Source organism: Flavobacterium psychraerolatum (genome assembly GCF_025960985.1).
Taxonomy (GTDB): Bacteria; Bacteroidota; Bacteroidia; order Flavobacteriales; family Flavobacteriaceae; genus Flavobacterium.
Genome location: NZ_JAOQMX010000029.1, coordinates 21,672 through 44,961, shown reverse-complemented (window position 1 = coordinate 44,961; position 23,290 = coordinate 21,672). Strand labels below are relative to the sequence as shown.

At 31.4% G+C, this 23,290-nt stretch carries 15 protein-coding genes and 1 pseudogene; 10 read left to right on the top strand and 6 right to left on the bottom strand.

All coding sequences use genetic code 11. The features are described from left to right. The 9 genes from dapA to tamL all read left to right on the top strand — a co-directional run bounded on the left by dapA (position 1) and on the right by tamL (position 14,801). Positions 1 to 882 carry a 4-hydroxy-tetrahydrodipicolinate synthase gene (gene dapA, locus M2326_RS11610; RefSeq protein ID WP_264619726.1) on the top strand — a complete coding sequence of 294 codons (882 nt, stop codon included), beginning with the start codon at positions 1 to 3 and terminating at the stop codon, positions 880 to 882. Positions 883 to 1,005: 123 nt separating this feature from the next. After that, positions 1,006 to 1,800: an outer membrane protein assembly factor BamD gene (locus M2326_RS11605; RefSeq protein WP_264619725.1), complete on the top strand. Its 795-nt coding sequence runs from the start codon at positions 1,006 to 1,008 to the stop codon at positions 1,798 to 1,800. Between the two features lie 9 nt (positions 1,801 to 1,809). After that, complete coding sequence (locus M2326_RS11600; RefSeq protein WP_026709525.1) at positions 1,810 to 2,127, top strand: DNA-directed RNA polymerase subunit omega; 318 nt, start codon at positions 1,810 to 1,812, stop codon at positions 2,125 to 2,127. 10 nt (positions 2,128 to 2,137) lie between these two features. Further along, on the top strand, positions 2,138 to 3,349 hold the full coding sequence (gene coaBC / locus M2326_RS11595; protein ID WP_264619724.1) for a bifunctional phosphopantothenoylcysteine decarboxylase/phosphopantothenate--cysteine ligase CoaBC: 1,212 nt from the start codon (positions 2,138 to 2,140) through the stop codon (positions 3,347 to 3,349). Continuing rightward, a complete protein-coding gene (porD, locus tag M2326_RS11590; RefSeq protein ID WP_264619723.1) occupies positions 3,342 to 4,226 on the top strand; it encodes a type IX secretion system protein PorD in 885 nt (294 codons plus the stop codon). Before coaBC ends, porD begins: the two co-directional genes overlap by 8 nt. A 43-nt stretch (positions 4,227 to 4,269) precedes the next feature. Then, positions 4,270 to 5,922: a DNA repair protein RecN gene (gene recN, locus M2326_RS11585; protein ID WP_264619722.1), complete on the top strand. Its 1,653-nt coding sequence runs from the start codon at positions 4,270 to 4,272 to the stop codon at positions 5,920 to 5,922. 83 nt (positions 5,923 to 6,005) lie between these two features. Continuing rightward, entirely contained in the window at positions 6,006 to 7,199 is a 1,194-nt protein-coding gene (fabV, locus tag M2326_RS11580; RefSeq protein WP_264619721.1) for an enoyl-ACP reductase FabV, read from the top strand. A gap of 347 nt (positions 7,200 to 7,546) precedes the next feature. Next, the gene (locus M2326_RS11575) at positions 7,547 to 12,526 is read left to right on the top strand and encodes a translocation/assembly module TamB domain-containing protein (RefSeq protein ID WP_264619720.1); all 4,980 of its coding nucleotides are present in this window, start codon (positions 7,547 to 7,549) and stop codon (positions 12,524 to 12,526) included. Continuing rightward, entirely contained in the window at positions 12,510 to 14,801 is a 2,292-nt protein-coding gene (tamL, locus tag M2326_RS11570) for a translocation and assembly module lipoprotein TamL (RefSeq protein WP_264619719.1), read from the top strand. Before M2326_RS11575 ends, tamL begins: the two co-directional genes overlap by 17 nt. A 219-nt stretch (positions 14,802 to 15,020) precedes the next feature. Here the strand turns inward: tamL and M2326_RS11565 are convergent, their stop codons facing one another. The 6 genes and pseudogenes from M2326_RS11565 to M2326_RS11540 all read right to left on the bottom strand — a co-directional run bounded on the left by M2326_RS11565 (position 15,021) and on the right by M2326_RS11540 (position 22,422). Continuing rightward, positions 15,021 to 16,628 (bottom strand): response regulator, encoded by a 1,608-nt coding sequence (locus M2326_RS11565; RefSeq protein ID WP_264619718.1) that lies wholly within the window; start codon positions 16,626 to 16,628, stop codon positions 15,021 to 15,023. A gap of 666 nt (positions 16,629 to 17,294) precedes the next feature. Beyond that, positions 17,295 to 17,681 (bottom strand): annotated as a pseudogene (locus M2326_RS11560) (TlpA family protein disulfide reductase); the annotation flags it as partial. 18 nt (positions 17,682 to 17,699) lie between these two features. Next, entirely contained in the window at positions 17,700 to 18,464 is a 765-nt protein-coding gene (locus tag M2326_RS11555; RefSeq protein ID WP_264619717.1) for a DUF4369 domain-containing protein, read from the bottom strand. 255 nt (positions 18,465 to 18,719) lie between these two features. Beyond that, entirely contained in the window at positions 18,720 to 19,508 is a 789-nt protein-coding gene (locus tag M2326_RS11550; RefSeq protein WP_264619716.1) for an anti-sigma factor, read from the bottom strand. Next, positions 19,508 to 20,038 (bottom strand): RNA polymerase sigma factor, encoded by a 531-nt coding sequence (locus tag M2326_RS11545; protein WP_264619715.1) that lies wholly within the window; start codon positions 20,036 to 20,038, stop codon positions 19,508 to 19,510. Before M2326_RS11545 ends, M2326_RS11550 begins: the two co-directional genes overlap by 1 nt. 290 nt (positions 20,039 to 20,328) lie before the next feature. Then, positions 20,329 to 22,422: an LTA synthase family protein gene (locus M2326_RS11540; protein ID WP_264619714.1), complete on the bottom strand. Its 2,094-nt coding sequence runs from the start codon at positions 22,420 to 22,422 to the stop codon at positions 20,329 to 20,331. 171 nt (positions 22,423 to 22,593) lie between these two features. Here M2326_RS11540 and M2326_RS11535 point away from each other — a divergent pair, with 171 nt between their 5' ends. Next, complete coding sequence (locus M2326_RS11535; RefSeq protein WP_264619713.1) at positions 22,594 to 23,262, top strand: response regulator transcription factor; 669 nt, start codon at positions 22,594 to 22,596, stop codon at positions 23,260 to 23,262. The last annotated feature ends 28 nt before the right edge of the window (positions 23,263 to 23,290 follow it).

The window sequence follows — 23,290 nt, the reverse complement described above, 5'->3', positions numbered from 1 at the left end:
ATGCAATCATTAATAGGAACTGGAGCCGCACTTATAACGCCATTTAAAGCAGATTTATCAATTGACACAGAGGCTTTGGCTCAAATTGTCAATTTTTCTGTGGATGGAGGAGTAGAGTATTTAGTAGTTTTAGGAACTACTGCAGAGACAGCTACGCTTAGTCCAGCAGAAAAAGAAATAGTAATTAAAACTGTTGTTGACGCAAATAACGGAAGGTTGCCACTAGTTTTGGGGATAGGAGGTAACGACACGATGAAGGTAGCCGATGAATTAAGAACTAGAGATTTATCTAGTTTTGAAGCGATTTTATCTGTTTCTCCATTTTATAATAAACCAACACAAGAAGGGATTTATCAACATTACAAAGTTGTAGCAGAAGCTTGTCCGATTCCGGTTATCATCTACAATGTTCCAGGAAGGACAGCAAGTAATATGTTACCATCAACAGTGATACGATTAGCAAATGATTGCAAAAATATTGTAGCAGTAAAAGAGGCTGCCGGTGATTTGGTACAAGCTATGGAGATCATTAAGAATAAGCCAAAAGATTTTTTGGTAATCTCTGGTGATGATATGTTGGCTTTACCTATTGTTTTGGCGGGAGGAGTAGGGATTATTACCGTTATTGGACAATGTTTTCCAACTGCATTTTCACAAATGATCCGTTTGGGGTTGAATCGTAAGGTAGATGAAGCCTTTGAACTTCATTACCGATTAGCAAACTGTATAGATATGATTTTTGAACAAGGTAATCCAGCGGGTATTAAGCAAGTGTTTAAGGCACAAGGGATTGCTGAAAACTGTGTTCGTTTACCTTTAGTTCCTGTAGATGAGTCATTGGCTTCTAGAATTGATTCTTTTGTAGCTCAATTTGATAAATAAAGCCCACTTTTTTTTGATGTAAAGAAATATTTTGTAATGGCTAAATTAATACCTAAATTTGCACCGAATCTTCGGTGCTATTTTTTGTTTTATAACTAACAATTGAACCGATAAAATTACTAAATGAAAAAAATTGTATCAGTAATACTTCTTGTAGTTGTCTTTACTTCATGTAACGAGTACCAAAAAGCATTGAAAAGTGAAGATATTGGTGTTAAATATGAAATGGGGACTAAATTGTATGAAGCAGGTAAGTATTCAAAAGCAATTCGTTTGTTTGAACAAGTTGCAACAACTTATAGAGGAAAACCTCAAGCAGAAAAGTTATTTTATATGTTTTCACAAGCTTATTTTAAAACCAATCAGTTTTATTTAGCAGGATATCAATTTGAAAGTTTTACTTCTAGTTATCCAAAAAGTGAAAAAATAGAAGAAGCTGCTTTTTTGGGAGCTAAAAGCTATTCTAAATTATCACCAACGTATAGTTTAGATCAAACGGATACTAATAAAGCGATTGAAAAATTACAAATCTTTATTGATACCTATCCAAATTCGACTTACTTGCCAGAAGCTAATATGCTTGTGAAACAATTAGCCGAGAAAATAGAAAAAAAAGTTTTTGAAAATGCCAGAGGATATAATACTATCTCAGATTATAAATCAGCATTAGTCGCTTTGGATAACTTTATAAATGATTTCCCAGGAACCACCTATAAAGAAGAAGCTCTATATTACAGATTTGATTCGGCATACAAACTAGGTGTTAATAGTGTTCCAGACAAAATGGAAGAGCGTTTAATAGTAGCAAAAAAAGCGTATTCAAACTTAATTAATTTTAAAGCGGATACCAAATACAAAGAAAAAGCAGACGAAATGTTGGCTAGAGTGGAAAAAGATTTACAAAAATTTACTAAATAAAATAAAGTCATGGATTTAAAAAAGACAAATGCTCCAGTAAATACAATAACTTATAATAAAACAGTTATTGAAGAACCTACTGGGAATGTGTATGAAGCGATAACAATTATGGCTAAAAGAGCAAACCAAATCAACTCTGAAATAAAAAAAGAGCTGACTGAAAAACTAGAAGAGTTTGCAACATATAATGACAGTCTTGAAGAAGTTTTTGAAAACAAAGAGCAAATCGAGGTTTCAAAATTCTATGAAAAATTGCCTAAGCCACATGCTTTAGCAGTTCAAGAATGGTTAGATGGTAAAATATACCACAGAGATTCAAACAAATAATACGTAGAAAATGTCAGTTTTAAACGGTAAGAAAATTTTACTAGGTGTTTCTGGTGGGATTGCTGCCTATAAAACAGCCTCATTAGTACGACTCTTTATAAAAGCAGGTGCACATGTCCAAGTGATAATGACACCTGCTTCTAAGGATTTTGTAACGCCATTAACTTTGGCTACTCTTTCAAAAAATCCTGTTTTTTCAAGTTTTTATAATGATAGTGATCAAGAAGCCGAGTGGAATAATCATGTTGAATTGGGTCTTTGGGCCGATTTGATGCTTATCGCTCCAGCAACAGCGAACACCTTATCGAAAATGGCAAGTGGAAATTGTGATAATCTAGTTATTGCTACCTATTTGTCAGCCAAATGTTCTGTATATGTTGCACCCGCAATGGATTTGGATATGTACAAACATCCCTCAACAATTTATAGTTTAAAAGAGTTAAACTCTTTTGGTAATCATATTATTCCTGCAGAATCTGGGGAATTGGCTAGTGGACTTTCGGGAGAAGGTCGTATGGCAGAACCGGAAAATATTGTTTCTTTTATTGAAGCTGATTTGGAAAGTAAATTACCATTAAAGGGAAAGAAAATATTAATTACTGCTGGGCCAACTTATGAGGCGATAGATCCTGTTCGTTTTATAGGAAATCATTCTTCGGGTAAAATGGGATTTGATATTGCGCATAGTGCTGCTAATTTAGGTGCTGAGGTTGTTCTCGTTTCTGGTCCAACTCATTTCAAAACCAATCACTCTGCTATAAAATTAATTTCGGTTGTTTCTGCCCAAGAAATGTACGATGCATGTCATACTTATTTTTCTCAAATGGATGTAGCAATTGCGGCTGCAGCCGTAGCTGATTACAGACCTAAAATTGTAGCAACACAAAAAATAAAAAAAGCAGCTAGTACATTTACTATTGAATTAGAAAAAACAAAAGATATTTTGTTATCATTGGGTGAAATCAAAGAAAAACAATTTTTGATTGGTTTTGCTTTAGAAACAGAAAATGAAATTGAAAATGCGAAGTTAAAAATTCAGAAAAAAAACTTAGATTTGATAGTTCTTAATTCTTTACAAGATGAAGGAGCTGGATTTAAAAAAGCAACTAATAAAGTAACCTTTATTGATAAAGATTTCAATATTGAACCGATGGAATTAAAATCTAAGGAAGCAGTTGCAGACGATATTTTAAATAAAATAAAAGCCTATTTTTATGAATAAATGGATTCTCTTTTTTGGACTAGTTTTTTTTTCTACCGTACAAGGGCAACAATTAAATTGTACGGTGACTGTAAATACAGAAAAATTAGCCAATACCAACCAAACAGTCTATAAGACTTTGCAAACTTCGTTGACAGATTTTATTAATAAGACGGATTGGACAGGTAAAGCTTTGAAACAAAGTGAAAAGATTAATTGTTCGATGTATATTACCATTTCGGCCAACAGCTCGGATGATTTTATAGCAACTATTCAAGTACAATCGTCTAGACCGATCTATAATTCTTCTTATTCATCCCCGATTTTAAATTACAATGATAAAGATTTTAGTTTTAGATACATACAGTTTCAGAATTTGATTTTTAATCCAAATAGTTTTGAATCGAATTTAGTTTCTGTAATATCCTATTATGCTTATGTTATAATAGGACTCGATGAAGACTCTTTCGAAGCAAATTCGGGAACTGCCAATTTGGTAATGGCTCAGAATATTGCCAATATTGCCCAACAAGGTGGGTATAAGGGATGGAGTCAAGCAGATGGTTTTCAAAATCGCTATTTTTTAATTAATGATTTGTTATCACCAACATTTTCTGTAATTCGCTCTACCATTACAGGGTACCATACAGGTTTGGACATGATGACTAAAGATTTGAAAGGTTCTAAAGAAAAAATTAAGGAGGCATTGATTGATTTGAATAAATTGTATTCAGCAAAACCAAATGCTTTTTTGACAAGAGTTTTTTTTGATGCCAAATCAGATGAAATTGTTTCTATTTTCTCTGGGGGGCCAAGTATTAATATTACCGATTTGACAGAAAGTTTGAATAGAACCTCTCCATTAAATTCTAGTAAATGGTCTAATATCAAATACTAAAAAGTTTTATACTATTAATCCAAAGGTGCTAAAAATAGATTAGATGATTACCACACTATCCATAAAAAATTACGCATTAATTGAAAAATTGTCGATTGATTTCTCTAAAGGATTTTCGATAATTACAGGAGAAACAGGGGCAGGGAAGTCAATTATTTTGGGAGCATTAGGCTTGGTCCTTGGAAAAAGAGCCGATTTAACTTCGCTAAAAAATAAAGAAGAAAAATGTATTATCGAAGCACATTTTGAAATATCGAAGTACAACTTAAAACCCTTTTTTGAAGCAAATGATCTAGATTATGAGGATGATACTATTATAAGACGTGAAATTTTACCATCTGGAAAATCTCGTGCTTTTATCAATGATAGTCCAGCAAACCTTCAGGAATTACAAGAATTGAGTTTGTATCTGATTGACATTCATTCGCAGCAACAAACACAGGAATTGTCTGATGAGAATGTACAATTTAAGATTATTGATGCAATAGCTAATAATACAGATACGATTGTGACTTACCAAGGTGTATTGAAACAATACAAATCGGAGAAAACAAAATTGAATATGCTGCTTAAAAAACAAGCAGAGTCATATAAGGAACAAGAATACAATCAATTTCTACTAACAGAATTGTTGGATGCTAAACTAAAATCGGGTGACCAAGAAATACTCGAAGCTGATTTTGAAAAACTTAATAACGTTGAAATTATTAAAGAATCACTTGATAAATCATTGGCTATTACCAGTGTGGAATCGGTGGGTATTTTGTCAAATTTGAATGAAGTGAAATCGGCGTTACAAAAAATTGTTTCGTTTTCACCAGAATACCAAGTACTTCAAGAACGAGTGATGAGTGTTTTGATCGAAATGGATGATATTAGCAATGAACTAAATGATAGTGCAGAAAACTTGATAAGTGATCCAGCACAATTGGAATTGATCAATCAAAAGTTGCAGTTAATTTATAATTTACAAAAGAAACATCAAGTTGCAACTGTTGATGAATTAATAGAAATTCAAAATCAGCTAGATAATTCAGTTTTAGAATTAGGGAATTTAGGTGAAGATATTGAAATATTAAAGGTTTCTATTTTGGCAAAAGCAGCAGATTTGGATGTGTTTGCAACCACAATTTTAACCAATAGGCAAATTGCTATTCCAATTTTATCAGATAAATTGATTTCAATTCTTGCAACATTAGGGATGCCAAATGTACGTTTTGATATCAAGGTAACGCCAACAGCCAACTATTTTGAAAACGGAAAAGATGAATTGCAGTTCTTATTTGCTGCCAACAAAGGAACTGATTTTGGACTATTAAAAAAAGTTGCTTCTGGTGGAGAAATGTCAAGAATAATGCTGTCTGTCAAAGCGATTTTAGGTCAATATTCTAAATTGCCTACTTTAATTTTTGATGAAATCGATACGGGAGTTTCGGGAGAAATTGCTATACGAATGGGAGAAATTATGAAAGAAATGAGTCAAACGATGCAGATTTTTGCTATTACACATTTGCCTCAAATTGCAGCTAAAGGAAATGCACATTTCAAAGTATTCAAGTCTACTGTTGGAGAGGATACTCAATCGGCATTAGTTTTACTTACAGCTGAAGAACGTGTTGTCGAAATTGCGCAAATGCTTTCGGGAGCCGTAGTTTCAGATTCTGCTTTAATTCATGCCAAAGCCTTGTTGAACTAATTTATTACAATTATATTTGTACCTCAAAAAAAAAGATTTAAAACGCTTTACAGCTAATTATAAAAAACGATAAAAAGATAAAAATGATCATAGAACCAAGAATGAGAGGATTTATTTGTTTGACATCACAACCTAAAGGATGCGAGCAAAACGTAAAAAATCAAATTGAATATGTAAAATCTAAAGGAGCGATTGAAGGTGCTAAAAAAGTATTAGTTATCGGAGCTTCAACTGGTTTTGGTTTAGCGTCTCGTATTACTAGTGCGTTTGGTTCTAATGCTGCAACAATAGGAGTATTTTTTGAAAAACCACCAACAGCAGGTAAAACTGCTTCACCAGGTTGGTATAATTCTGCTGCGTTTGAAAAAGAAGCTGCTAAAGAAGGATTATATGCAAAAAGTATAAACGGAGATGCTTTTTCTAATGAGATCAAAACACAAACATTAGAATTAATAAAACATGATTTAGGTCAAGTAGATTTAGTTATCTACAGCTTGGCATCGCCAGTGCGTACCAATCCTAATACTGGTGTGATGCATCGTTCGGTCTTGAAACCAATAGGAGAAAAATTCACTAATAAGACTGTAGATTTTCACTCAGGAAAAGTATCTGAAGTATCTATTGAACCATGTAGTGGTGATGATATCGAAAATACAATTGCCGTAATGGGTGGTGAAGACTGGGCAATGTGGATGGATGCTTTAAAAGCAGACAACTTATTAGCTCCCGGTGCTACTACGGTTGCTTATTCCTATATTGGACCCTCATTGACTGAGGCTGTTTACCGCAAAGGAACAATTGGGCGTGCAAAAGATCATTTGGAAGCAACTGCTTTTGAGATTACAAAAAGCTTAGCTGATTTAGATGGTAAAGCCTATGTTTCTGTTAATAAAGCCTTGGTAACACAAGCAAGTTCAGCTATTCCTGTGATTCCGCTATATATATCATTATTGTATAAAATCATGAAAGCAGAAGGAATTCATGAAGGTTGTATCGAGCAAATTCAACGTTTGTATGCAGATCGTTTGTACAGTGGAAATGAAGTGCCTACAGATGAGCAAGGACGTATTCGTATTGACGATTGGGAAATGCGCGAAGATGTACAAGCAAAAGTAGCTGCATTATGGCAAGAAGCTGTTACAGAAAACCTAGAAGAAATTGGTGATTTGGAAGGATACCGTAAAGATTTTTATAACCTTTTTGGATTTAATGTTGCTGGTGTAGATTATACAGTAGAAACAGATGAAATGGTTGGAATTCCTAGTATTAGCGAATAGTTTCTTTTTTTTTAAAAATAGAGTGCACCTTATACGATGATAGATTTGTATAAGGTGTTTTTTTTTGGAATATTATTATACAGATGGAATCTGATCATTATTAACTTTAAATTTTGGAAGAAATTTTAAAAATTTTATAATACTTAGAATTTGCAGTTGACTTATCTTCGCAAATTAAAACCATATAGTTAGTAAGTATTCTGTAATTAAGGATGTTATACTATAAAATTTGTAATTTAAATGAGAAATGATTATTTTCTTCAAGAATATAATAATGCACTAATATAAAATCATCAAAATACCGATCAGCTTGAGCAGCTGTATTAAAAATTATAACCATATCTACATTGAATAAAGTCTTAAAAATTAGTTTAAAAATTGTTTTGGTTTTGGTGACTCTATTTTTATTAATAGTGCTTTCATTGCAGTTTTCTTTTGTTCAAAATAAAGTAAAGGATTTAGCAATACCTTATTTGGAAGGAAAGATAAAAACTAAAGTAGCGATCGGATCAATCGAAATTGGTCTGCCAAAAAAAGTAATTCTTAATAATTTTTATTTTGAAGACCAGTCAAGGGATACTTTGTTGGCGGGTAAATCGTTAAAAATTGACATCGATTTGTTTCAATTATTAAGTAGTAATGTCCAGATTAATTCCATAGAGCTAGATGATATTGTTGCAAATATTAAAGTGAGTAAAGATTCTATCTATAATTTTGATTACATCATCAAAGCATTCGCAACACCGGATGCACCAAAAAAGGAGAGTAGTCCGATGGAAATCGCTGTAAAGTCTATTGTCTTAAATAGAATAAAATTTAGGTACCAAGATGCTGTTTCAAAAAATGATGTAAATTTATTTGTTCATCATTTCGATACCAAAATTAAGAGCTTTGATTTGAATAATTTAGCCTTTGATATTCCTGATATAAACTTGAAAGGATTTAAATTAGACTTTAATCAAGATGTAGTTGATGCCACGCAAATAGTAACTAAGCAGATTGAGCAAAAGACAGACAATAAGTTGTTAAAACTGAATCTGAATAAGATTCAACTAGATGATATCGACATTAGCTACAAAAGTGCCCTTTCAAATATGGAAGCTAGTATTCTGTTGGAACACTTAGGAACAAAAATAAAATCGATTGATTTAGAGAAGCAAATAGTTGTGGTAAGTTCAATTGAATTGAATAAAACGAAAGGTCAGCTGAGTTTGACTAAATTGAAAAATAAACCAATTGAGACTGCAGAAAATGATAGTGCTTTACCGTGGAATATAAATGTTAATTCGATCGTTATTGCAGACTTGGACTTTTCTTTCGATAATAATAATTTTAGTAAAATAAAAAAAGGTTTAGATTATAATCATATAAAATTAAATGGATTACTCTTTAAAGGAAATGGTTTTGAAATAAAAAATAATTATTATAAAGGGGAGGTAGATTCCCTTCAATTTAAGGAGCAAAGTGGGCTACAGATAGAAGCTTTGAAAACTACTTTTGTATATGCAGACAAAGGAGCATCTTTGAAAAATCTATATTTAAAAACACCGCAAACTATCTTGCAACAATCAGTTGATGTTACCTATCCTTCCATCACTTCTTTGAGTGATCATTTAGAAGATTTAGTTATCGATGCCAATTTGATTGATAGTAAATTGGGTTTTAAGGATGTTTTGTTATTGGTTCCAACTTTAATTACAAATGATATTTTTAAAAATTATCCCAACGGAATTCTTAATTTTAATGCCTCTATAAAGGGGAGGTTAGATAAACTAAATGTTGCTAGATTTGATGCGAATGGTTTGGGTGATACAAAAGTAAATTTGAAAGGAAGTATTTCTGGATTACCTGAATTTGAAAAAAGTATTTTTAATATCAATTCCCTTTTCTTTCAATCTACGGCAAAAGATATTTACTCTTTTGTTCCTAATAATACAATTCCGTCAACAGTAGCATTACCAAAGGCCTTCAATGTTAAAGGAAATTTTAATGGAAGTAGTAATGTTTTTAAAACAAATTTGGATGTAAATAGCACAATGGGAAAAGCTATTCTAGTTGCTACTTTTGACCAAAGTCGAAAAGATAAAGAAAAATATATAGCTAATGCCAGCATTACAAACTTTGATCTTGGAAGTTTCATAAAAAATAAGCAAATAGGGAAAATTACTGCCAATGCAAAAATTAAAGGAATAAGTCTAGATCCTGCTCATGCTACCGCAGAATTTTCATCAAAAGTAGTTAAAGTAAATTTTAATGCTTATGATTACAATAGTATTAATTTGAATGGGACTCTCAACAATGGATTATTCGATATAAAAGCAGCTGCTACAGACCCAAATTTAACTTTCACACTTGCAGCTCAGGGTTCCTCGATTCCTACAAAGCCTACCGTAGATTTAAAATTAAATTTGGATATAATTGATTTAGAAAAACTAAACCTTCATGCTGGCCCATTAAAATTGAAAGGGAATTTTACAGCCAATTTCGATGATTTGCGAGTGGAAAACCTGAATGGTGTATTGCATGCAGATAATTTCTTAATTGCTTTAGAAAAAGAACAATTTCCACTAGATTCAATTACTATTCGCGCAATTTCTTCAATTCAAAAAGATTCTATTGTATTGAAATCACAGTTCGCCGACGGACTTATTAGTGGGAATTATAATTTAGCAATCCTTAGTGATGAATTGCTTAATTCAATTTCAAAATATTACCAAATTAATAACAAACATGTAGCAAGTAAAGAGGCTCATTCCTTAGATTTTGAATTTAAGATTAAAGATAATCTGATAGTAAAAAAACTAATTCCAGATATAAAGGAACTATCTGAGATTACTATAGATGGAAGTTATAACTCAGCAAACGATAGTATTGTAGTTAGTGCACTTTTACCAAGAATGAATTATGCTGGTAATGAAATTTCGAACGGTATCTTTAAAATGGAAACTAAAGGTTCAGAATTACAATATGATTTATCTATTGGGTTGATTAAAAGCGCACAATTTGAAGTTCCAAAAACAACAATTGTTGGTAAAATAGAAAACAATACAGTTGATTATCAATTGAAAGTAAAAGATCTTGAAGATAAAGAAAAATATGTAATAGCAGGAACTGTTAAGGATAGTTTAGGAGGCTCATTACTATCGTTTAATCCCGATAAATTACTTTTGAATTATGAAAATTGGGAGGTCGATCCTAGTAATTTTATTAGAATAGAACCAAAAGGAATTGTGTTTTCTAATTTTAAAATCCAAAATGGTTCAGAATCTTTTTCGATACAATCAGAAAAAAAAGTAGCTACTGCACCAGTTGTAGCAAAATTCGAGAATTTTAAAATAGAATCTTTAACTAGTATTGTCAAGTCAAATTTTGAAGTAGGTGGAACTATAAATGGAGAAACTACATTCAAAAACCTAACGACAAAACCTTTATTTGTGTCGGATTTGAATATTGAGAATTTGACCATCAAAAAAGACTCCATTGGTAACCTTCAATTAAAAGTTGACAATCAGAATCCCGATTCTTATACAGCAAATATAGCTTTGACAGGTGCAGGCAACCAATTAAATTTGGATGGAAATTATAATATTTCACAAGAAAGTTTGGATTTTGTATTAGATATTAAAAAACTTCAAATGACATCATTGCAAGCATTTGCCTTGGAATATTTAAAAGAGAGTGAAGGATTTATGAATGGTAAATTGGCCATTACAGGAAAGGCTACTAGTCCTGATATCAATGGGAATCTGAAGTTTAATTCGGTAGGGTTTATGGTGATTCCTTTAAGTTCAAAATTTAAATTGAATAATGATGAGATTGCATTTAAAGGAAATAATATCGTTTTTAACGATTTTAAAATGCAAGATGAAAATAAAAATCCATTGAAATTAGATGGGGTTATAGATGCAAAGGATTATAGTAATGTAGGTTTTAATTTGAATGTAGATGCCAAAAATTTTCGAGCTGTTAATTCAACAGCAAAAGATAACAAACTATTTTACGGAGAACTATTCTTGGATAATAATTTAGGAATTAAAGGAACTCTCAATAACCCAATAATTGATGGAACTGTAAAAATTAATGAAGATACAAAATTCACAATGGTTTTGCCACAATCAGATCCGTCGATAGCAGATAGAGAAGGTATTGTAGAATTTATAGATCAAGATCAACCCGTCTTATTTTCAGTTGAAGATCCGATGAAAAATATTGTTCAAACAGAATTGAAAGGAATCAATGCTTCGGTAAATATTGTAGTGGACAAAAAAGCAGAAATTTCAATTGTAATTGACGAAGCCAATGGAGACTATTTGAAACTACAAGGTGAGGCACAGTTAACTGGTGGAATAGATCCGTCGGGAAAAACTACATTGACAGGTAAATATGAATTTTCTGGTGGTGCTTACGAAATGAATTTTAATTTAATAAAAAGAAAGTTCGAAATTCAACCCAATAGTTACATTCTTTGGACTGGAGAGCCTACAACGGCAAATATTAATATTACTGCCATGTACAAAGTAGATGCAGCTCCACTTGATTTGGTTGACGACCAATTAACGGGAATAACAGACGAAACGAGAAATACATACAAACAAAAAATTCCTTTTGAAACCAATTTAATCATGAAAGGGGAACTTTTACAGCCTCAAATTTCATTTGATATAGTTTTACCAGACGGAAATAACAATGTTTCCACAGACATAATTAATACAACCCAAGCAAAGTTAACAGCTCTTAGAAATGATGAAGATGCACTTAATAAACAAGTTTTCGCTCTATTATTATTGAATCGATTTATTGGTGAAAACCCTTTTGAGAGTGAATCAGGAGGTAGTAGTGGTGCTTATCTAGCCAAACAAAGTGTGAGTAAAATATTATCTCAACAATTGAATAATTTAGCTGGTGATTTGATAAAAGGGATACAAATCGATTTTGATTTACAGGCATCAGAAGACTACACTACAGGTGAACGACAAGAAAGAACGGATTTGAATGTTGGGTTGTCCAAAAAGCTTTTCAATGATCGATTGAAGGTTACATTAGGGAGTAGTTTTGGAGTAGAAGGATCGCAAAATACTAACGAACAAGCAAACAATATTGCTGGTGATTTAACGGCAGATTATCTTTTAACTACAGATGGACGTTATAAAGTGAGAGCCTATCGCAAAAATAATTATCAGGTGGCGCTACAAGGTCAAGTTGTAGAGACTGGGGTTGCCTTTATCATCACGATGAACTATAATAAGTTTAAAGAGTTATTTCAATCAAAGGGTAAGCCTAGCAAAAAAAGTAGTAATAAGACGAAGAAGAATGATAAAAATAAGTAGCTATATTATAGTGTTTTTTCTAGTAACCATATTCTTAGGATGCAGCGGAACTGGTAAAATCCCAGAAGGTGATCTTTTATATGTGGGACATGAGATCACGATTGCGAAAGGAGATGTTCCTAAAGGGAAAAGAAAAATAATTAAAACAGCATTAAACGATTTAATACGACCTATTCCCAATAAATCTTTACTAGGAATTCGTCCTGGAATATTTTTTTACAATTTGGCAGGAAAAGTGACCAAAGAGAAAGGTTTTTGGTATTGGCTAAAGTATAAAATAGGAGAAGCACCTGTCTTAATGAGTACCGTAAATTTGGAACACAACAAAGATGTTGTTCAAAATTATGTTGAAAATAATGGTTATTTTAATTCCGAAACAAAAGCCGATTCTATAAAAAAAGATAAGAAAGCTACTGCTACTTATGACATCAATTTACACAATCTTTATAAAGTGAGATCGGTCATATTTCCCAAGGATTCAACTGTGTTGAGCAACGAAATTAATTTACTTAAAAAAAGTAGTGTACTTAAAACTGGTAAAGCTTACAATTTGGATATTATCAAAACCGAACGTAGCCGAATAGATGCCAAATTAAAAGAACGTGGTTTTTATTATTTTAGTGAAGACTATCTCTTAGTTCAAGTGGATAGTACCGTGGCGACGCATGAGGTTGATTTATTATTAAAAATTAAAAATGAGACTCCTGCTAAGGCAAGGATTCAATACAAAATTAATGATGTTTTTGTTTACCCTAGCTATAATTTAAAAAGAGATACTATCTCAAAAAATAAACAAGATACATTACACCATAAAAACTTTACGATTATAGACAATAGAACCGTTTTTAAACCTATTATTTTTGATAAAACATTATTGTTCAAAAAAGGTGAATTGTATAATAGAACCACGCATAATTTATCTTTAAATAGGTTAATTACTCTAGGAACATTTAAGTTTGTTAATAATGAATTTAAAGTCAATAACTCCTTTAAAGACCAATTGGATGCCTATTATTACTTGACTCCATTACCCAAAAAATCTATTCAGGTAGAAGCTTTGGCCAAAACCAATACAGCCAATTATTCAGGAACCGAGTTAAATATTAATTGGAGTAATCGCAATACTTTCAAGGGAGCAGAACTGCTTAGTGTTTCGGCATTTACAGGAGTAGAAGTTCAGGTTTCTGGTCAAAATAATGGATTTAACGTCTATCGTTTTGGGGGAGATGCTAGTCTAGTTTGGCCTCGATTTATTTCTCCAATTCGTATGAATTCCGGAGGTGGTTTTGTTCCCAATACCAAAGCCTCGATTGGATATGAATACCAACTTCGTACAAAGTTGTACTCTTTGAAAACATTCAATAGTTCATTTGGATATTCATGGAAAGAAAACGAAAGGAAAGAACATAATCTTAATGTCGTTAATATTGCTTACACTTCATCCAATAATGTGTCTGATTTGTATTTATCTCAAATTGCAGAAAGTCCTTCGTTACAAAGTATTATTGACAAACAACTTATTTTTGGAACCAACTATTCCTATACGTACACCAATACGATGTTGAAAAACAAAAAAAACAACATCTATTTTAAAGGAAGTTTGGACTTCTCGGGTAACGCTTTGGGGTTATTAATGGGAGCAAATAATAACGCTGATCCCAAAAGTATTTTTGGTGTTCCCTTTAGCCAATATTCAAAAGTAGAAATGGAATTTCGTCATTATTACAACTTTAATAGTGAGACCAAATTAGCGAGTAGAATTATAGTAGGTGCAGGGCTCCCGTATGGGAACTCAAAGAACCTTCCTTATATTAAACAGTTTTTTATTGGTGGGACCAGTAGTATCCGTGCTTTTAGAGCAAGATCTATCGGTCCAGGAACCTTCAATGGTTCGACAGTTGCAAGTTCTTTTTTGCCTGATCAATCTGGAGATTTAAAGTTGGAATTTAGCACCGAGCTGCGCGCCAAAATTTATAGTTTTGTCAAAGGAGCTGTTTTTGTAGATGCCGGAAATATTTGGTTATTAAATAAATCAGACGAAAAACCAGGAGGACAATTTACAAGTGATTTTCTCAATCAATTGGCTGTAGGAACTGGAGTAGGACTCCGTTTTGATTTTAGTTTTTTGATTCTTAGAACAGATTTAGCTTTTCCATTACGAACGCCCTATGCAACCAACGGAAAAAATTGGGTGTTAGAAAAAATTGATTTTTCAGACAAATCATGGCGTTCCAACAACCTCATATTCAATATTGCTATTGGATATCCTTTTTAATATTTACATTAAAAGTAATATTAGTAGCAGAAAATATTGACTTTATTAATAAATTTTGGTTCCGCTATCCGCATTAATCTTTTTTGTGGCTTTCCCAAAATTAGGAGAGCCACAAAAAAGGATTTTCTTTACTATCAGGGCTAAAGAAAGAAAATTGGTTTATTAGTAATTATTTGTAATCATGTATTTAAAAAATATATAATACTTTATTAGTAAGTGTTATTTTTTATAAGACTGTGTTTCTTTACGAATTATTTTTAATAACGAATTAATTTCAAACGGTTTTGTAACAAAATCATTCATCCCAGCATTTAAGCATTCAGATAATTCTTTTTCTCCAACATTAGCTGTTAATGCAATAATAGGAATGTCTTTTTTATTTTCATCCAATAGATTTCGAACGTGAATCGATGCCGTAATACCATTCATTATAGGCATAATTACGTCCATTAATACTATATCGTAATGGTTGTTCTTTATTTTGTTTAGTGCTTCATAACCATTGTTGGCAGTGGTGATTTGGCTGTTCTTTAGTTTGTTTTTTAATTGTTTTTCCAAAACTAATAGATTGATCTTATTATCATCAACTAGAAGTATTTTTAAGGCCGTATTTTCAAAAAAACTTTCAATATAATAAGAATTGTTAGTACTGTTTTCTATAATGGGTAATGGAATAGTAATATAAAACGTTGTACCCTGATTTACCTCTGATTCATATGATATACTACCAATCATTAGATCAATTAGCCCTTTTGAGATAGTTAATCCTAGCCCAACACTATTCTTGGAAGTGTTTGAAGTTGCATATTTTTGAAAAAGCTTTTCTCCTAATTCTTTTTTAATTCCTTTTCCTGTATCAGATATAGTAATATGAAGCTGAAATTCCTTTTGATTGGTAGCTGATATATTACCACCTATAACCATTTTTACAGTTCCGCTATCAGTATATTCAATAGCATTATTCAAAATATTCAAAACAATTTGATTGATTCTATTTTTATCACCATATACAGTATCCGGAATATTTTTTGAAGTCTTTATTTTAAATTTTAATCCTTTTTCCAAAGCCAATCTTTCGTTCATTTTAAATAAAGAATTTAAGGAGCTACTCAAATTAAATTCTGAGTATTGTAATGAAAAAGCACCATCATTTAATTTGGTAAAATCTAGTATGTTGTTAACTAATGCTAATAGATGATTAGTAGAATAATCCATCAACTCTAAAAGACTTTGGTCTTCTTTGTTTTCTATTTTTGTTTTCAAAATATCTGAAATTCCTTTTATAGCATTTAAAGGAGTCCTAATTTCATGGCTCATTATAGCAAAAAAGGATTCTTTATTAATTTGTAATTTCTTCAATTCAATTCGAGATTCTTCCAATTCAAGATTTTTTGTTTTTAAATCTTTGATAACATCGTTTACTAATTTTGTCCTAGCTGTTAGTAGTACAATCAAATAGAGCGTTATCATTAGGACAATAAAGTAAAACAAACTATTAAAAATATCATTTTCATAGTACATTTTATTACCGTAATCAAAATCAAAAAAATCAAAATAAATAGTAATCCCAACAACAACTAATATAATCGTGGTGAAAAGAAGCATTAATTTATTATACTGTAGCATTATAAGCAATACAATAGGAGTAAGATAGGTTAAAGCTAAAAAATTACAGGATTTGCCGTATAATATAAATGCATATGTATAATATACTGTTATGAAAGAGATGGCAGTAACAACTTTAACAGGGAAACTTAATTTTTTTGAAATTGCAAAGTAGATGAATAAAAAAATAATGGGTAGAGTTCCCCATGCTACATATGTCATTTTTAAGTAAAAAAGAAATAACATAATAATTAAATACTGTATAGAAAAAAAATTGAAACTAAAATTATCAATTTTACTAAACTTATGGATGCTCTTAAGACTAGTAGAGGGGGTACCGTTGTCCATTTATAAAATATTTATAGTTGTAGGTTTTGTAAAAGTATAAATATAGTGAATTGTGAGGTAAAGACCATGTAGAATGATGTCAGATTTGACTTAGTTGATTGATATTATAACAAATACTTACCATATTAATTAAAAATTAAATTTTTTATTTATGTTTAAATAATGATAATTATAAAAATAAAACAAGAAATATCGAGTATTAAACTATTTGTTTATTGAAAGGATTATTGCAAATTAAGCCATTTACAGCAAAGTTTACAATTATAATAGTTTTCAAAGATAAGTGATAGTTGCTCATCAAGAATTTATCTTACTTTTTGCTATGATATATTTCCGTATCTCAAAATACCAGAACTATATTGGTTCAGTTCAACCGCAGTTCAAAGATGTATTAAATCTTTACTCTATAATATATCCGCTGTAGAAAAGCTGCATTCCCAAAATAATAATTGTATGCTTTATAAATTTTCTATTTATTGGGAGCAAATAAAACAAAAAAATCTCCACGAGGGAGATTTTTTGTATTGTGAAAAAGTAATATTATTTAGCTAGAAGTTCTACTATTTTTGCTCTTAAAGCATCACCTCTTAAATCTTTTGCAACTATATTTCCTGATGCATCAAGAATAAATGTTGCAGGTATTGATTCCACATTATATTGTCTTGCTATTGGTTCATCCCAAAATTTTAAATTGGAAACATGTATCCAAGTTAATTTGTCTTTTGCGATAGCTTCTTTCCATTTTGATTTGTCTTTATCTAGTGACACTCCAACGATGTTAAGTCCTTTAGCATGTAAATCTTTGTAAATTGCAACTACGTTTGGATTTTCTTGTCTACATGGTCCACACCATGAAGCCCAAAAATCAACGATAGTTACTTTTCCTAAGCTTTCTTTCAGTGAGATAACTTTTCCCTCTGGATTAGGCGCAGAAAAATCGGTCCTTCATTTACCTGCTTCTGGAGCACCTGGTGCTACAGGAGGAGTTGCTCCAACTCCAGGATTTTTCATTTCACCAAGTTTGGTTTTAATTGCTTTTCCTGGTTTAGTGTTTTTTATTGATTCATCAAATCCGTCATAGATTCCTTCTGCTTTTTTAATATCAGCAGTTGGATCATTTAACATTCCTTGGATAATTAAAGCACTAATTAAAGATTTTGGATGTGTTTCAGCATATCCAATGTATTTTGTTTTAGATGCATTTCCAACTTCTTCTTGAAGTTTAGAAAATTCTTGCATTAAACTATTAATAGCTGCAGTATCTTTTGATTGCTGAGCAGCATTCATTTTTTCCATGTTTGTAGATTGGAAATCCATTAATTTCTTTTGGATAACTTTAATTTCTTCATTGAATTTAACATACTCATCATTGTTGTATGATCCTGATACTTTCGCATTTTGAATACTATCTTTATTAATGACGATTTTAATATCTCCATTTTCTAAGATAAAAGGAACTTTACCTTGAACACCTTCAATTTGTAAAGTGTGGAAAGCTGGCTCTAAAGCTTTACCTTCAAATACGAATTTACCATTTTCTACTTTTACAGTATCAATAGATTTTAATCCCATTCCACTTTCGTCTTGTGTTTCAAGGATGATTGTTTTTCCGTTTTCAATACCTGTGATAGTTCCTGAAACGGTGTACTTGTCTTTGTTACATGAAAATAATAAAAGAGAAGCAGAAAGTAAAAAAAATATTTTTTTCATTACAATTAAATTAGTTATTATGTTAAGCGAACAAAAGTATTATAAAAATATAGAACTCTAATAATATTATACTCTAAATTTTTGTTATAGTTTGTTAAATTTAATGATTTACTGAAAGTTTTGTTAATTTAATGGTTTTTGTTGGGTTATAAAACCTTTTTTGAAAAGGATTTATAGGGATAGTTAAAGTGATTTCATAAAAAAGGTTCCTTCAAATACTATGAAGGAACCTTTTTTTACCCGTATATTAAATTTTTATACTTTTCCTAGAGTGTATAATTGTTCCATTGTAGGAGTTAAGCTTCCACCAGCTGGTTCTAGTGTGATCCCAAAAGCTTCAGCATCAGCCGTTCCATCAACAGCAAAAATACGTTGATTGTTGGCGACAAAATTATCCAGTAAACCAATACTTGTTGGTGTCAATGGGGTTAATTTTAAAGCCCAAACTTGGTAAACCATTCCTTTTGGAGGTTCAGGTAATCCGCTAGCATCTACAAATACCTTTTGAGAGGACTTATTCCAATATATTTTTGCAGATGATTCTGGAGCTATTGTTTGACCTCCAAGTGCCACAACAGTGTTATTGGTATCTCTTATGATTGCCAGACTAGACTCAATTGCTTTGTTTTCTAATGTTAGTGTATTAAGTTCTTTTTCAATTTTACCTTTTTCGATAGTTGCATTTACCATTTCTGTATTGGTAGTATTAAGTTGACTATATTGATAACCAACACCAATTAATAATAGTAATGCTGCAGCCCATCCGATATAAGGTGAAATACTACTTCTAGGCTCTAATTCGATAACTTTTACTTCCTGATTAATGTTTAACTTTTCCTTAATTTTAGAAAAGTTTGCAATTGAATTAAAAGGTGCAAAGCTAGAAGATAGTGCTACTATAGCTTTCTCAATAGCAATTATTTCTGCATTTATATCTTGGTCATTCTTAGCTTTAGAAGCAATCTCTTCGTTCTCTGCTTCACTAAGTAAGCCATAGACGTAAAGTTCTAAAATTCCTGATTCTATATATTCTTTATTTTCCATTATACTTTCAAATAGGTTCTTAAATCATTTATACAATTCCTATTGTGTGTTTTTACTGTTCCTAAAGGGATCGCAAGTTCTTCTGCAGCTTCTTGTTGCGTATAGCCTTTAAAAAATAGTAAATCTATTATTTGGATGCACTTTGGTTTTAATCTTTTTACAAATTCTTGGATTCCAATAGTATCCACTTTGTTACCCAATTTAGTGCTGTCCTCTAATTGATTTACGAAATTATCAGTAGAAAGGTTTTTTTGACTGTTGTTAAAGTTTTTAGAACGCAGTTTATCAATGGAAGTATTTCGAGCAATATTAAGGATCCAAGTATAGAATCGTCCTTTACTTTCATTATAAGAATCCATATTTTTCCAAATCTTTACAAATACATCTTGGAGGACATCTTCTGCTTCTTCGGTATTTCGAACGAGAACATTTATAACGGCAAACAAACTTTTGGAATACATGTCATATAGATGTGTAAAAGCTTTGTCGTCTTTTTTATAAATTAAAACTAATAACTCTTCTTGTGTCATAATAATTTATTTTTTTCAATTACAAACTTATGCAAACTATTTAAGAAAAAGATTATTTTTCCAAAATATCAAGCATAAATAATTTTTATTTTCCAATAAATTTCACTTTTGTACTATTACAACCAATTTTGATAAGTAGCTTGTTGTTTATGTGTATAGTAGAAATATGTATATTAAAAGATTTATTTCTATTAACTAAAATGAGCTACAAGAACTTGTGTAAAGTTGAGTAGCTCATTTTCTATTTGCACTAGTTAATTTGTTTCCAATTACAGCTTTTTATAATGTATTTACTTCTGGTATTTCTTATTCTTTAAGATGTCCGAAGCCGTTTGATAGTACGATATTGTTTCGTTAATCAAATCAGTACGTTCTTTGGCTAGCGGTTTTTGATCGTAATACAATTGAAAATCTAGTTCAACACCAACCTTTGGTTGTAGTACCAAACCAAATTGTTTCACCTGCTGTTTTGGTGAAATAATGGTCAAAACATTATCTTTCAATAAACCTAAATCTTGATAAGTTGCAATCAAAGCTCTTGGTTGGTAATTTGGGTTCATTACATCTTGACCGAAAAACTTAGATTGATAGTTGAAATGTAATAAACCAAATAAAGTGGGCATAATATCAATTTGCGACATCACCTTTGTATAGTGTTGTGGTTGTACGTATCCAGGACTGTAAATCATTGCTGGAATTCTATATTTATCAACAGGTAATTCGGTCTTTCCTGCACTAGATGCACAGTGATCGGCTAGAATTACAAAGACAGTATTCTTGAACCAAGGTTGCTTTTGCGCCATGGTGAAGAATTTCTTAATAGCATAATCGGTATATTTTACACCACCTTCACGAGATTTTGCATCTCCCGGAATATCAATTTTCCCATTAGGATATGTAAAAGGTCTATGATTAGAAACGGTCATCCAGTGGTTGAAAAATGGTTTCCCAGTCTGCGCTTCTGCATTCATAGTTTTAATAGCTTTGTTTACCATATCTTCATCACAAACACCCCATACATTAGAAAAAGTGATTTCCTCTGGTTTGAAATTCTTCTTATCTACTATGTCATAGCCATTTCCGGAGAAGAAATCTTCCATATTATCAAAAAATGAATCTCCACCATATAAGTATTTTACTTGGTAGCCTTTCGATTTAAAAACACTTCCAGTTGTAAATTTATTTTTGTTGTCTTTGCGTTTAACGACACTTTCTCCTGCAGTAGGGGGTAAACATAAGGTTACTGCTTCCAACCCACGAACTGTTCTATTTCCAGATGCATAAAAATTCGTAAACAATAGACTTTTAGTAGCCAAATCATCGAGAAAAGGCGTGATATTTTGATCGTTACCATAGATTTTCATGAAATCGGCACTGTAACTTTCGATCGTAATTAAAACAACATTTTTATGTACTTCAGTACTGTCTGATGTAATTATTCTTGTTGAAGAGGATTTTTGAAGTCCAGGAATTTGCTTGTCTAATAAAGCGTACGCTTCGTTTTCGGGTAAAGTTTTGTAGAATTTAAAGTAATCCAACTCACTGTTCATAAATGCCAAATAAAAACGGTACATTCCGTTGGCTTGTAGCTCATTGGTAAATACATTGGTTGCATTTTCAGTTTTAGCTAGATTAGGAATACTCCAAAGTGCTAATCCAAACATTAGGAAATAAAGCACTGTAATTTTTATTTTTTCGAAAATTGATGGAATTTTTTCGATATAAATTTTTGATCTCTTTACAACGAAATACGTAATAGTACCAGCAACTAGAAATAATGCCGAAAAGATAGGGACTACTGGATATGATTCCATAATATTACCAATCACCTCATTGGTATACACTAAATAATTTACGGCGATAAAGTTGTATTTTACACCAAATTCATTCCAGAAAAAGTATTCACTAATGGCATTTTGAAGAATTAAAATTACAAAAAGAAACATCACAAAAGAAAATAACCAAAATCTGATTTTGTCTCGTTTTTTTGGTAAAAATAATAATAAGCCAAACAAAAAAGTTTTGATTCCTACGAAGGCCAGTCCAATTTCGGGAAGAGCACCACCATATTCTGTCAAAATAGATTTTCCGGAGTAAATATATAAAAAGAGACCAATCAATAAACCAAAATGGATATATCCAAAAGGTTTTTGGTATTTGCCATTAGAAATAAAAATAAGGTATAACCATAGAAAACCACTGGCCAAAATGAACACAAACACATCTGAAACAAGCCCCAAAGAAAAAATCTTGGCAGTATCTATAAACGAAAAAGATGATTGTGTGATGGGGTGAAAAAGCAACACCAATCTAAGAATTACACTTATAACGACATAAAAAATGGTAAGCGTGTAAAACGGCGCTAATTTTTTGGAGAAATTCATACTTATTGTTTTATTTGGCTGCAAAATTAATCTTTTTAAAGAAAATCTATTACTATAAAAGAAATCCTTTTCTTAAATTTAACTTAAGATGAGATATAATTTAGACCTTTTAGTTAGTTTTCTTTAAGTTTGTTGTGCAATGTTCTCTTAAAAAAGTACAATAAAATGACTATGGAAATTTTAATAGTAGAAGATGAGTTGGGAATCATGCAATTTTTGCAGCAAGGTCTAGAGGAAGAAGGCTTTATAGTAACGACTGCTTCTGATGGGCTGATAGGTCTAGATTTGGCGCAAAAAGGACATTTTGATTTGTTACTTTTGGATTGGATGTTGCCAAAAATGTCGGGTTTAGATTTGTGTAAAACCTTTCGAATGACTAACAAAGGAACACCTATTTTGTTTTTGACCGCCAAAGATACAACTCAAGAAACCATTCAAGGTTTGCAAGCAGGAGGGAATGATTATATCAAAAAACCATTTGATTTTTCTGAATTATTAGAACGTATCAATATTCATTTTCGAAATAAAAAAATTGAAACCCGATTGCATTTGGGCGAAATTATCATCAATATTGATGAGTATACCGTGACCAATTGTGGCCAAGAAGTGGGATTAACACAGAGAGAATTTGAATTATTAAAATTTTTAGTACTCAATAAAGGTAAAGTGTGCACTCGCAAACAGATTATTGAAGAAGTTTGGGATATCCATTTCAATTATGACACTGGAGTAATAGATGTTTTCATCAATGCTATTCGGAAAAAACTTAAACTAAAAGTTGAACAAGATTATATCAAAACCATACGTGGAGTAGGGTATATGGTATCTGATTTGACGTAATTGATAGAAACGGATTTTGTGAATTACT

Coding starts and splice junctions, on each gene's coding strand:
- dapA (WP_264619726.1), top strand. CDS start 1: ATGCAATCATTAATAGGAACTGGAGCCGCACTTATAACGCCATTTAAA.
- M2326_RS11605 (WP_264619725.1), top strand. CDS start 1,006: ATGAAAAAAATTGTATCAGTAATACTTCTTGTAGTTGTCTTTACTTCA.
- M2326_RS11600 (WP_026709525.1), top strand. CDS start 1,810: ATGGATTTAAAAAAGACAAATGCTCCAGTAAATACAATAACTTATAAT.
- coaBC (WP_264619724.1), top strand. CDS start 2,138: ATGTCAGTTTTAAACGGTAAGAAAATTTTACTAGGTGTTTCTGGTGGG.
- porD (WP_264619723.1), top strand. CDS start 3,342: ATGAATAAATGGATTCTCTTTTTTGGACTAGTTTTTTTTTCTACCGTA.
- recN (WP_264619722.1), top strand. CDS start 4,270: ATGATTACCACACTATCCATAAAAAATTACGCATTAATTGAAAAATTG.
- fabV (WP_264619721.1), top strand. CDS start 6,006: ATGATCATAGAACCAAGAATGAGAGGATTTATTTGTTTGACATCACAA.
- tamL (WP_264619719.1), top strand. CDS start 12,510: ATGATAAAAATAAGTAGCTATATTATAGTGTTTTTTCTAGTAACCATA.
- M2326_RS11565 (WP_264619718.1), bottom strand. CDS start 16,628: ATGACATATGTAGCATGGGGAACTCTACCCATTATTTTTTTATTCATC.
- M2326_RS11555 (WP_264619717.1), bottom strand. CDS start 18,464: ATGAAAAAAATATTTTTTTTACTTTCTGCTTCTCTTTTATTATTTTCA.
- M2326_RS11550 (WP_264619716.1), bottom strand. CDS start 19,508: ATGGAAAATAAAGAATATATAGAATCAGGAATTTTAGAACTTTACGTC.
- M2326_RS11545 (WP_264619715.1), bottom strand. CDS start 20,038: ATGACACAAGAAGAGTTATTAGTTTTAATTTATAAAAAAGACGACAAA.
- M2326_RS11540 (WP_264619714.1), bottom strand. CDS start 22,422: ATGAATTTCTCCAAAAAATTAGCGCCGTTTTACACGCTTACCATTTTT.
- M2326_RS11535 (WP_264619713.1), top strand. CDS start 22,594: ATGGAAATTTTAATAGTAGAAGATGAGTTGGGAATCATGCAATTTTTG.